We start from the raw sequence: 10,802 nt of genomic DNA, 5'->3' as shown, positions 1-10,802 counted from the left end.
AGCTTCAAATAGGTCCCGCGCTGGACTTGCGGCGAGATCTGCGACGCGGGACCTATTTGAACCCTCCAGTATTCCGACGCAATCCGGCCACCGATTCCGACGGAAGTCGGCCACCCATTCCGATCGAAGCCGGCCACCCTGTTGAGACCGCCTGACGCTCTCGAAGACGGCGATCGAATCGCGGACCAGCCCACCTTTGCGACCAAGCAAGGGAAGGTCTGATGCCCGCCGAGAGAGCGCCGATGCGGAAGGTTCGAGAAGTTTTGAGACTGCGGCACGCCCTTGGCGTGAGCGAGCGGCAGATCGCCGTCACGGTCGGCATCAGCCGATCGACGGTTGGCGAGTATCTGCGGCGGGCTGCCGTGATCGGCATCACCTGGCCGGTGCCGGAAGGGATGGACGACGGCGAACTCGAGCGCCGGCTGTTCACGCCGCCGACATTCGAGGAGAAGCCGGCGCGGCCGTTGCCCGACTGGAAGGCGGTGCACCGGGAGCTGAAGCGGCGCAGCGTGACGTTGCTCCTGTTGTGGGAGGAATATCGCGCGGAGCACGCCGACGGCTATGGCTACAGCCGGTTTTGCGATCTCTACCGGGAATGGAGCGAGGCGATCTCGCCGACCATGCGGCAGACGCATGGGCCTGGAGAGAAGCTGTTCGTCGACTTCGCGGGCGACACGGTGCCGGTGTTCGACGCCGCGACCGGCGCGCAGCGGCTGGCCCATGTCTTCGTCGCGGTGCTAGGAGCATCCAACTACACCTTTGCCGAGGCGCGTTGGTCGGAAGGGCTGGCCGACTGGATCGGGCTGCACGCCAATACGTTGCGCGCGATCGGCGGCGTGCCGAAGGCGATCGTCTGCGACAATCTGAAGGCCGGCGTCACCGCCACCTGTCGCTATGAGCCGGGCATCAACCGCACCTACCAGGAGCTGGCCGAGCACTACGGCACCGCGATCCTGCCCACGCGTCCGCGCAAACCACGCGACAAGGCGAAGGTGGAAGTGGCGGTGCAGATCGTCCAGCGGTTTGTGCTGGCGCGGCTGCGGAACCGGCGCTTCTTCTCGCTTGACGAACTCAACGGGGCCATCCGCAAGGCGATCGCGGACCTCAACGACTCTTATGCAGAGTCTTGTCTGATAAAATAGCTGCGACCGATAGTGGCTCGTGCCACGGCTCTGTGCGTTACGGACCTCCTCTGCGAGCGGGGCGGTAGGAGGGTGTCCGGAACGATGTGTAAGGAGGTTTCTGTGAGTTTACCTTAATTGGAGACTCACATGACCACCGATACGACGATTACCCCTGAACTGCTGGACCAGCTTCTTGCGAACTACAGCAAGCCCGAAAACCTGACCGGCGAGAATGGGCTGTTCAAGCAGCTCAAGAAGGCCTTGATCGAGCGCGCACTTGGAGCCGAGCTGACCGAGCATTTGGGCTACGAGAAGGGTGATCCTGCCGGCCGGGGCTCAGGCAACAGCCGCAACGGGACAAGCTCGAAGACGATCCTGACGGAGGATGGCGAGATCGAGATTACCGTGCCTCGCGATCGGGCCGGCAGCTTCGAGCCGCAGTTGACCGCCAAGGGGCAGACCCGGTTCGATGGTTTCGACGACAAGATCCTGAGCCTCTATGCCCGCGGCATGACGGTGCGGGAGATCCAGGGCCACCTGGCCGAGCTCTAAGGCGCCGAGGTCTCGCCCGATCTCATTAGCCGGGTGGCCGACGCCGTCCTCGATGAGGTCCGGGAATGCCAGAGCCGGCCGCTCGACGCCGTGTACCCAATCGTCTTTTTTGACGCGCTGCGGGTCAAGATACGCGACGAAGGGCTGGTCAAGAACAAGGCGGTCTACGTTGCGCTCGCCTACAATGCCGATGGCGAGAAGGACGCTCGGGCTCTGGATCGAGCAGACCGAGGGCGCCAAATTCTGGCTGCGGGTCGTCAACGAACTCAAGGCGCGCGGCGTCAACGATATCCTGATTGCCGTCGTCGACGAGCTGAAGGGGTTTCCCGAGGCGATCACATCGGTCTACCCGCAGACGCTGGTGCAGACCTGCATCGTGCACCTGATCCGTAACAGCCTTGCCTTCGTCTCCTGGAAGGACCGCAAGGCGATCCTGCCCTCGAAAGGCGATCTATCGGGCTGAGAGTGCCGACGCGGCGGCGCTGAGGCTTGCCGAGTTCGAGGCCGAATGGGGCAAGCGCTATCCCGCCATTGGCCAGATCTGGCGCAAAGCGTGGGAGCACGTAGTGCCGTTCTTCGCCTTCGCGCCTGGCATCCGAAAGATGATCTACACGACAAACGGGGTCGAGGCGCTACATCGTTCGCTGCGCAAGATCATCAAGACCCGCGGCAGCTTCCCGACCGACGAGGCGGCGCTCAAGCTGTTGTATCTCGCCCTCAGGAACGCTGGCGTTTATTGGCGGCGACCGGTTGAATGGACTGCCGCGATGGGGCAGTTCGCCATCCACTTCGGCGCGCGGTTTCCCGGAACAGCGCGCTGATGATCACAACCGACATCACGGCGCCGACCATGATCGTTTGGACCGAACCTTCGCCGTCAAGCCCCGCGCCTGCGGCGCGCCGCTGCGCGGCTTCGGGGCTTGACCGCTCGGTCCGGCCAAGCAGAATTATCGGCCATGCCGTCGATGCCAGCTTTCAATGTCTCAAACGCAAAACCCACCTTCACAGAAATCGCTTACACAAAACTTCGGACATTCCCGGCGGTAGCGGCTGCGACAACATCATCAAACTAGCCACTGACATTTATCGTGACCTCGCCCCCAAGTGTTATCCAGTCCTGAGTTCAGGTGCTCCGGGAAGGTCTGGCCACTCGGCGCGTCTTCCGACGCTTTCGCACGGGCGACCGCGAGCTCGGCGGCGATCTCCGTACCCTTAGCGCGCTCGGCTGCCGGCGCCGCCTTCAGGGCGGCAACGTCATCCGGAGCGGCGTCGCGATCCGCATTCATGCGACGCAGTGAATCACAGATTGAATGCATTGGGACTCCCAAATGTCGGCAATATGAGGATTTTCCTGGATTAGCCCCCGCTCTGCGGCCGCCAGCTCAGTTGGGGAGTCCACCAGTCGATGCCCTCGAGCATGTAAGCCATTTGCGCTGCCGAGATCGACACCGCGCCGACCGACGTCGACGGCCAGATGAACCTGCCGTGATCCAGGCGCTTGGCATAGAGCGACATGCCCAAGCCGTCATGCGAGAGAATCTTGACCAGAAGGCCGCGGCGGCCCCATAAGATATAGAGATCGCCGGCATGGGGATCGCGCTCCAAGCTTTCCTGAACCGCAAGCGCCAAACTTTGCATGGCCCGACGCATGTCGGTGTGGCCAGTCGCGATCCATACCCTGACGCCGCTCGGGAGCGGGATCATCGTCGTCGCAGAAGCTCAAAAACCCGCTGCAGCTCGTCGCGATCAACGCGAACACGACAGCCGCCGCTAAGCTCGATCTCGATGATTCCAGCCGTTGCGCGTTGCTTAGGAGGCGAAGACGCCAGTTGCGACGTGCTGATCGATGCCGGTGCACGTGTGATCTCGACAGGAACCAGAGCTGGCACCGCATCACCGCCCAGGCGGCTTGGCGCGCCTGCCGGAACAGCAAGCTATGCGAGGCACTGATTGCGCAGCAGAAGTTGCAGATCGCCAAGCTAAAGCGTCAGATCTGACGCCACCGGGGACGAGCTGGCGGCGGAAGAGGCTGTGGCAAACCGACGACGGTGCGCGGATTTACCCGCAAGCGCAGTTGGCGCTGACGTTCGAAGAGCTGGAAGTCGTGAGCCACCCCATGCCGGCGCGCGACGCCGCAGACCGTCTCGCCGGCCTGCAAACGTCTCCTCGACAGACGGACCTTCTCGTCGTAACTCCATCGCCGCCGACGCTCGGCACCCAACACATTGACCTGCATCCGCACGTGCTGACCTTGCCCCAAGTTTTATCCAGCCCTGAGTTCGCCCCGGTCGTTGGATTTGCCCAGTTGGGGGAGCGACGGGAGCTGGCGCAGAGCCTTCGGCATAACGCACAGCGCCAGATCCCGTCGCGGATGGCAGGTGTCGGCGAACTCGGACGGCGTTTTCCATCCGAGCTGAGAGTGTGGTCGTGCGTCGTTGTAGTGGGCCCGCCCGCATCCGAGCGCGACGAGGGCCTGCGCCAGTGACGTGAACAGCGTCTCGTTGAGCAGTTCGTCCCGCAGCCGGCCATTGAAGCGCTCGATGAACGCATTCTGCATGGGCTTGCCCGGCGCGATGTAATGCCAACCGACGGGGCTTTGATCGGCCCATGTCAGGATGGCGTTGCTGGTGAGCTCGGTGCCGTTGTCGCTGACCACCATCCTGGGCTCGCCGCGCTCGAACATCAGCCGGTCCAGTTCCCGCGCCACGCGGATGCCGGAGAGCGAGGTATCGGCGACTAGCGCCAAGCACTCGCGGGTGCAGTCATCGACCACGGTGAGGACGCTGAAGCGGCGGCCGCAGGTCAGCTGATCCGACACGAAGTCGAGCAACCAGCGATCGTTGCGGGCCATCGGCACCGTCATTGGCGCCCGGGTCCCAAGGGCGGCCCGCTTGCGGCCGCCGCGGCGGCGTACCGCAAGCCTCTCTTCCCCGGAACAGCTTCTTGTGGTTTGACCAGGTAGCCCTCCCGGTTGAGCAGCACGTGCAGGCGCCGACAAACAAAAACGACGGCGTTCGTGGGCGATCGCCCGCATGCGCTGCCGTAGGACGGCATCGTCCGCCCGGATTGTCAGATATCTGATGGTCATGCGGCAGCAGCCGATGGCTTTACACGCCCGCCGTTCGCTCATCCCGTGGGCAACCATGAGATACGCGACAGCTTTCCGCTTGCCCGCGGGCGTCACCATTAATGGGATGGACCGCCCCGTCCTCCTCCCTCATCATAGGAAGGGCAGACTAAAGAGGAGAGTATCATGGCCGATCGCAATTTGCCGCGACCCGCGGCTGTCTATGGAATCGACATTGGCAAGAACCTATTCCACGTCGTTGGCCTGAGCTGCGACGGCACACCTGTTCAGAAATTTCGCTTTCGAGGGGACACCCTTCTTCAGTTCTTTGCGCGCGCACAACCAAGCATAGTTGGCATGGAATCCTGCGTCGGTCCACAGTGGCTCGCCCGGAAGATACAGGCACTTGGTCACAAGGTGCGCCTGATCCCCGTGCAATTCGTGAAGCCCTACGTGAAGTCAAACAAGAACGATATCATCGACGCCGAGGCGATCGCTGAGGCCGCTACGCGACCGACAATGCGCTTCGTTGCCGTGAAGGAGGAGGACCAAGTGGATCTTCAAGCGCGTTTCCTTCGTCATTCAAACGCGCGGCAACTCGAGATTGAATATTCCGGCACCCTGACGCAAAGGTACACCGTACTCGAGGCAGAAAGCCCGCGTCTGATTGATCAGGCGTGTCCTCGAGCCGACCATCTGGCACGGATTCGCGATGCAGCGCTTCCAGTTGCATAAATGTATCCGGCCTCTCGCGAGTGGACTGCTGTTGCAGCCACGCCATGATGAGATCCGCGCACGCCGTTCCCAATAAATAGTTCGGGCAGGAAGCCCGCTTTTTTGCACAGGGCTTACGGCATGTTGATCCACTGTTTCGTCATCACTGTTCCCGAGCCTTGCAATCGAAGCCAGAAGCGTCAGGCAAGGCAGGATCTCTGCGTTCGTAGAGTGCTCCGGGCTTGTTCAAGACCACCCACACAATGCGGGCCATCTTGGCGGCTAGAGCGACAACGGCCTTGTTCGGATGCATCCGAGCCTGGAGCCCGTCGAGCCAGCTTCCTAGGCGATCGCGCGTCCGGTCCAAATGCCGGAAGCAGGATCGCGCGCCCTGCACCAAAAGCTTTCTCAGATAACGGTTGCCGCGTTTGCTGACGCCAAGCAACGTCTGTTTTCCGCCGCTCGAGTATTGCCTGGGCACTAACCCCAGCCAGGCAGCAAGGTCGCGGGCCTTGCGAAACTGCAGCCCATCACCGATCGCGGCAAGTACGGCGGTCGCACCCAATGCGCCGATACCAGGAATTGTCATCAGCCGGCGGGTGACGTCCTCTCGATCGGCAACCGCTTCGATCTCCTGTGTCAATTCGCGGATCCGTTCTTCGAGGCGGCGGAGATCGGCGAAGCGAGCGCCCACCAGGCGACGCATCACTGGCGACAAATCGGCGCACCGCTGGATCATCGTCTCTATCACGTCCGTTTGGCCTATTGCGGGTTCGCGCACGCCCACGTCGTGCTTGGCGGTGAGAGCTTCGTTGCCCTGGCCGAAGGCCTGCAGAATGCCCTCTGGTCGCTCGGTGGGGCGCCGCGGGAGCATCGGACCGACAGCCTGTCGGCCGCATTCCGCAATCTCGATTGCCATGCTCGGGATGATCTGACGCAGCGATACGAGGCCCTTTGTGCCCATTACGGCATGGGGCATTCCCGCAACAATCGAGGCGTTGCTCACGAGAATGATTCGATCGAAGGGCCCCACGGTCATCTCAAGCGAGCAATCGCGGATGCCTTGCTGCTGCGCGGAACTGTCGACTTCGACGATCTTGCCACCTATCGCGGCTTCATCGACGAGATCGTCAGCCGCCGCAATGCCCGCAACGCCAAGCGGATCGATAGCGAGCGCGTGGTGTTGCAGGAGCTGCCCGATCGGCGCACCTCCGACTACGAAGAGGTGATCGTCCGCGTGACATCGTCCGGCGGCTTCACCCTGCGCAAGGTGTTCTACACGGTGCCATCGCGCCTGATCGGTCACCGGCTGCGGGTGCGCCTTTACGATGATCGTCTCGAGATTATCGGCACGTGATCCATTCCCTGCGGCGCAAGCCGATGGCGCTTCTCAATCTGGTCTACCGAGATCGGCTGTTCCCGCGCGATGCCTATTGGAAGACCTTCGATCGGTTGCGCGAACGCTTGCCGGACAAAAAAGCCTGCCGGATCATGGTCGATCTCCTCGCGCTCGCTCATGAACGCGGCTGCGAGACCGAACTCGCCGATCAGCTCACCGCCGACCTCGAGGCCGGCCGACTGCCTGAACCTAACCGGCTGCGCGCTCACTTCGCTCCTGACCCGCCCACCTGCCGAACGTCGTGGTGCAGCTCGCACCCCCTTGCCACCTACGAATGCCTCATCGGTACTGCCGAGATCGGAGGTGCCGCATGAGCGTAGCCAATACCGTTGATACCGCGCGCCTCAATCTGTTGCTCAACGAGCTCCGCCTCCCGGCCATCAAGGTGCTGTGGGCGCAATTTGCCGAGCAGTCCGACAAGGAAGGTTGGCCAGCGGCCCGCTTCCTCGCCACCATTGCCGAGCACGAGATCGCCGAACGCGGTCGCCGGCTCACCGAGCGCCATCTCGTCGAGGCGCGGCTGTCTGCTGGGAAGACCTTCGGCGGCTTCGACTTCGAGGCCGTGCCGATGATCTCCAAGGCGCAGGTGATGGCGCTCGCCGCCGGTGACAGCTGGTTGGGTAAGGGTGCCAATTTGCTCCTGTTCGGGCCGCCCGAGTCCGATTCATACTGCCCACCTCGTTATGCCATTATAGTTCAAGCTCTCTTTGGCGGAGATCGCCAGACGACGGGCGCCGGAAGCGCCGCGCCTGCGCGGCGTTCCTGACCTCGGGGTGCTCCAGATCAGGCGCCTTGATCACCCAGGGTGCGCCCTTGCACAGCTGGTGCGCGGGCAAGCTTCGCTCCGCGATCAGACGGCGAACCGTCGATGGGCTGACCGTCAACGCAGCGGCGGCTTCATCCAGAGTAATTTCTCCTCTCTCCATGCGTTCGCCTTCCCGGTAGGGTGCGATAGCTTGCTGGTTGCGCAAGTGACGAACGCGGGCGCGGGTCCAGCTGTTACCGTGCCCCGTCGACTTGCCGCTCGGTCGAGGACCGCCGCGATCGTGCCGTCGGGCATCTGGCGTGCCAGAACACGCAGGAGATCGATGACATCTGCGGATGTGCTCCAGCGGTGTTGGCCCGTGCGGTTCTTTCTGGTCTCTAGCGCTGTGTGATCGCCGCCCTGCCAGTGGATCACAAGCTCAATTGCCGCATCGCCGACGCATACAACGATTTCGTGGATTAAGGTTCGGATGATCCCCTTGCGCGTGGCAGGCGTCGCCCCAGGACTGTTCCAGGCCCGCTCCAAATCGGAGCCAAGCGCAAGCAGCCGCTCGCGATCCGCCTCGCTCAGAGGACTCTCCGGCTTGGCCAACAGTGCACCGCGCTCTTCCTCGAGCGCGCGGACGGCCAGCAGACGTTCATTCCAACGTCGCTCCAGCTCGCCGGCGACCAGGCGATTGTCGGGATCGACAGCCTCATATCGCCGACGAGCCCGAGTGGCCTCATAGCGCGCTTGCTCACGCTTGGGCAGGCGTATCTCGCTGTGAACGCCGCCAACCCAGTGGACGACGAGGACGATCTCGGAGGCCGCATCATCGATATCGGCTACGACCTCATGGATGAGGGTGCGCACAATGCGCTTCTTGAGGCGAGCATCCGTCGTCGGCGCATCCCAGACCGTTCTGAGGTTCGAGGCCAGAACGCCGAGCGAGGCTGGATCAGCAATGGGGGCAGGCATCGCCGCATTATGCGTGGCGATTTTGCCCTCGACCTCCGCTGCGTGAGCGAGCGTCCTGTTCCAGCGCGCTCCAAGCTCGCCCGCCACCAGCCGGCTCGCGGGGTCAGCGGCATCGTATTGCCGGAAAAGCCTGGTCGGCGGCATAGCGCGCCGCTTCGAGATCGCGACTGAGAGCATCGCGCACCTGATCGCGCCGTTCCCCTGGCTTCCTTGGCGGCAGCGGTTGCGGCGGCGATAGCGCCCGGACCGATGACGCCAAGCAGTGCTTCCTCGATTGCATCATCGACGGGCAGTCCGCCGAAGCCGATGCAGTGAGGGCCGCCATTGTCCATCCAGGCGCGGCTACAGCTATAGCGCGGGATATGGTGGTTCATGCCGGAGTACCGGAGTGTGAGCTTGCGACCGCAGCGCTTGCACCGGATCAGACCGGCCAGCAGCGCGTCACCATGCTTGGGCGCGCCGTGATGCCGACCGGTGGGAGCGTTGCTGCTGACCATGGTGCGGATCGCCTCGAACCTCTCCCAGCTCACATACCCGTCGTGGGTGTTGGGCTTCAGCGCCAGCCATTCGCTCCGCGCCTGCGGCGGATCTTCACGCTCACACCCACGGCGCTGTATCCCGCCGCGACAGCCGTCTTACCATAGGCATAGGCGCCGCCGTAGACCGGGTTCTCAATGATCCGGTGGATGGCGGAGTAGCTCGGTCGCCGCCAGGCCGTTGCGCCGTTGGTCCGCTTCACCGGCAGATCGAGATTGTACTCGTGGAGCCAGCAGAACGGTCGCGCGCTGCCGAGTTCCTCGACCTTGTCGAACACCAGCTTGATCGCTCCTGGACACGCCGATCCGGATCTTTCTCATAACGGTCGCCGGCCTTCACGAAGCCGACGGGCGCTGCCACAACCAACTCGCCCCGGCGCGCCTTCTCGTAGCGGGCCGAGAGCGAGCGCTGGCGCAACAGATCCAGCTCGTACTCGTTGAGGCTGCCCTTGAGCCCGAGCAACAGGCGATCGTTACCGTGCCTTGGCGCGTAGATCGTCTCCTGATCGATCAGAACGGTATCGACCACGCGGCACATCTCGATGAGTTGCTGCCAATCCCGTCTGTTGCGAGCGAAGCGCGAGACTTCGCGGGCGCAAACCGCACCAACTTTACCGAGGCAAACCTCCGCTACCATCCGCTCGAAGCCGGCGCGTTGTACGCCGCCGGCGGCTGAGCGACCGAGATCATCATCGATCACTTCAACCTCTGACCATCCGAGTGCCGTCAGTCGGTCCCGCATGGCGTATTGCAACGCGCCGCTCTCGCGATTGTGTAGCACCTGATGTGCTGAGGATTGACGCACGTAAAGTATCCCCTTCTCCAGATGATGAGGCCTGACCTTGTCAGAGATCATGACCGACCTCCTTCGCGCGCGGCGTCGCTGTCGTCGCGGCATGGTCGAGGATCAACTGCGTCATCAGACTCGTAAGGGCCGCCTGCGCTTCCGCCGGAAGCTCCGACCATGTGGGCGCACCGGTGGCGCCGCTCGACAGGCCGCTCCCGAACAGATCCATCTGCTGCGGCCGCGGTTGTTGATTGTGTCGGTATCCGCTCCCTGGCATTGCCGTCTGGCGTGACATGAGTCGCTCCCCGATTCTGACCGTGAGAGCCTCTGGATGCGCCAGAAAGCAGGGCAGCTGATGGCGTTCGATCCTTCAACGCCAGATCGAGAAGCGCAGAAAGCGCCGCAAGCGCATCGATGCTGACAAACGGTTGAGCTGTCAAAAGCTCGGCGTCAGGGCATGCCGTCCGGTCGAACATCCCTGCTGGCACTTCCAGCCAACGATCTCCTTGCGATCCGTCCAAGGTGCAGCGAAAAACAACATCAAAGCCTTGTCGACGGCTCCATGAACGCAAACTCGGCGCCCAAACCATGGATGATGCCGATAAAGAACCTCGCGAAGAACGGTCCTGTGGCCGTTCTCAAACGTTGTTGTACAACGAACACCGCGGACACTCGGCCATCGGCTATATCAGCTCGGTCGAGATGGAGCGCAAGGTGGGATTAGCTTAACGGGGTGTCCATCAAACCGGCAGCACGCTCAGTGATCACCGGGGAGCGCCGACGGCGTCGGTGGACGAGCGAGGAGAAGGCCCGGATCGTGGCGGAGAGCTTTGAGGAGGGTGCGAACATCTCCGAGGTTGCGCGGCGCAATGGCGTTTCGCGCGGGCTGCTTACGGTGTG

9 protein-coding genes and 7 pseudogenes are annotated in these 10,802 nt (G+C 62.9%); 6 read left to right on the top strand and 10 right to left on the bottom strand.

The annotated features are described in order from the left end of the window. Positions 1-221: 221 nt before the first annotated feature. Together istA and L6639_RS42490 are read left to right on the top strand one after the other, a co-directional pair. Positions 222-1,142 carry an IS21 family transposase gene (istA, locus tag L6639_RS42495; RefSeq protein ID WP_128955122.1) on the top strand — a complete coding sequence of 307 codons (921 nt, stop codon included), beginning with the start codon at positions 222-224 and terminating at the stop codon, positions 1,140-1,142. A gap of 129 nt (positions 1,143-1,271) precedes the next feature. Further along, positions 1,272-2,497: pseudogene (locus L6639_RS42490) on the top strand (IS256 family transposase). A 535-nt stretch (positions 2,498-3,032) separates the two neighbouring features. Here the strand turns inward: L6639_RS42490 and tnpB are convergent. From tnpB to L6639_RS42480, 3 genes and pseudogenes are all read right to left on the bottom strand, one after another. Continuing rightward, a complete protein-coding gene (gene tnpB, locus L6639_RS42485; protein ID WP_128929859.1) occupies positions 3,033-3,380 on the bottom strand; it encodes an IS66 family insertion sequence element accessory protein TnpB in 348 nt (115 codons plus the stop codon). A gap of 283 nt (positions 3,381-3,663) precedes the next feature. Beyond that, entirely contained in the window at positions 3,664-3,912 is a 249-nt protein-coding gene (locus tag L6639_RS43705) for a transposase (protein ID WP_128955121.1), read from the bottom strand. A gap of 27 nt (positions 3,913-3,939) precedes the next feature. Beyond that, positions 3,940-4,863: pseudogene (locus L6639_RS42480) on the bottom strand (IS3 family transposase); the annotation flags it as partial. A gap of 66 nt (positions 4,864-4,929) precedes the next feature. On the opposite strand from L6639_RS42480, the pseudogene L6639_RS42475 reads away from it, so the two are divergent. Further along, positions 4,930-5,307: pseudogene (locus tag L6639_RS42475) on the top strand (IS110 family transposase); the annotation flags it as partial. Positions 5,308-5,620: 313 nt separating this feature from the next. On the opposite strand, the pseudogene L6639_RS42470 reads toward L6639_RS42475, so the two are convergent. Beyond that, positions 5,621-6,178 (bottom strand): annotated as a pseudogene (locus tag L6639_RS42470) (IS110 family RNA-guided transposase); the annotation flags it as partial. Here L6639_RS42470 and L6639_RS42465 point away from each other — a divergent pair. Further along, positions 6,179-7,170 (top strand): annotated as a pseudogene (locus tag L6639_RS42465) (IS21 family transposase); the annotation flags it as partial. After that, a pseudogene (locus tag L6639_RS42460) lies at positions 7,167-7,511 on the top strand (ATP-binding protein); the annotation flags it as partial. The pseudogenes L6639_RS42465 and L6639_RS42460, both read left to right, overlap by 4 nt. 34 nt (positions 7,512-7,545) lie before the next feature. Here L6639_RS42460 and L6639_RS42455 read toward each other — a convergent pair. The 6 genes and pseudogenes from L6639_RS42455 to L6639_RS42430 form a co-directional block, all read right to left on the bottom strand. Continuing rightward, on the bottom strand, positions 7,546-7,782 hold the full coding sequence (locus tag L6639_RS42455) for a helix-turn-helix domain-containing protein (protein ID WP_232995628.1): 237 nt from the start codon (positions 7,780-7,782) through the stop codon (positions 7,546-7,548). Further along, positions 7,737-8,756: a hypothetical protein gene (locus tag L6639_RS42450; RefSeq protein WP_232995665.1), complete on the bottom strand. Its 1,020-nt coding sequence runs from the start codon at positions 8,754-8,756 to the stop codon at positions 7,737-7,739. The genes L6639_RS42455 and L6639_RS42450 overlap by 46 nt, the downstream gene beginning before the upstream one ends. A 149-nt stretch (positions 8,757-8,905) precedes the next feature. After that, a pseudogene (locus L6639_RS42445) lies at positions 8,906-9,076 on the bottom strand (recombinase zinc ribbon domain-containing protein); the annotation flags it as partial. 56 nt (positions 9,077-9,132) lie between these two features. Next, on the bottom strand, positions 9,133-9,393 hold the full coding sequence (locus tag L6639_RS42440) for a recombinase family protein (protein WP_232995627.1): 261 nt from the start codon (positions 9,391-9,393) through the stop codon (positions 9,133-9,135). Then, on the bottom strand, positions 9,315-9,971 hold the full coding sequence (locus L6639_RS42435; protein WP_210326196.1) for a recombinase family protein: 657 nt from the start codon (positions 9,969-9,971) through the stop codon (positions 9,315-9,317). Before L6639_RS42435 ends, L6639_RS42440 begins: the two co-directional genes overlap by 79 nt. Further along, positions 9,961-10,197, bottom strand: coding sequence for a hypothetical protein (locus L6639_RS42430; RefSeq protein WP_210326194.1), 237 nt, complete (start codon positions 10,195-10,197; stop codon positions 9,961-9,963). The genes L6639_RS42435 and L6639_RS42430 overlap by 11 nt, the downstream gene beginning before the upstream one ends. A gap of 438 nt (positions 10,198-10,635) precedes the next feature. Here L6639_RS42430 and L6639_RS42425 point away from each other — a divergent pair. Continuing rightward, on the top strand, positions 10,636-10,802 hold a 167-nt coding region (locus L6639_RS42425; protein ID WP_237867301.1), incomplete at its 3' end, for a transposase.

Origin of the sequence: Bradyrhizobium zhengyangense (assembly GCF_022012555.1) — a bacterium.
GTDB classification, from domain to species: Bacteria; Pseudomonadota; Alphaproteobacteria; order Rhizobiales; family Xanthobacteraceae; genus Bradyrhizobium; species Bradyrhizobium zhengyangense.
Note: the sequence above shows the minus strand (reverse complement) of the source record. Positions and strands in the feature narration are given on the sequence as shown.

Bases quoted from the DNA above. Each gene is read 5' to 3' on its own strand.
- L6639_RS42435 (WP_210326196.1), bottom strand. From the start codon at position 9,971: ATGATCTCTGACAAGGTCAGGCCTCATCATCTGGAGAAGGGGATACTT.
- L6639_RS42455 (WP_232995628.1), bottom strand. From the start codon at position 7,782: ATGGAGAGAGGAGAAATTACTCTGGATGAAGCCGCCGCTGCGTTGACG.
- L6639_RS42430 (WP_210326194.1), bottom strand. From the start codon at position 10,197: ATGTCACGCCAGACGGCAATGCCAGGGAGCGGATACCGACACAATCAA.
- L6639_RS43705 (WP_128955121.1), bottom strand. From the start codon at position 3,912: ATGCAGGTCAATGTGTTGGGTGCCGAGCGTCGGCGGCGATGGAGTTAC.
- tnpB (WP_128929859.1), bottom strand. From the start codon at position 3,380: ATGATCCCGCTCCCGAGCGGCGTCAGGGTATGGATCGCGACTGGCCAC.
- istA (WP_128955122.1), top strand. From the start codon at position 222: ATGCCCGCCGAGAGAGCGCCGATGCGGAAGGTTCGAGAAGTTTTGAGA.
- L6639_RS42450 (WP_232995665.1), bottom strand. From the start codon at position 8,756: ATGCTCTCAGTCGCGATCTCGAAGCGGCGCGCTATGCCGCCGACCAGG.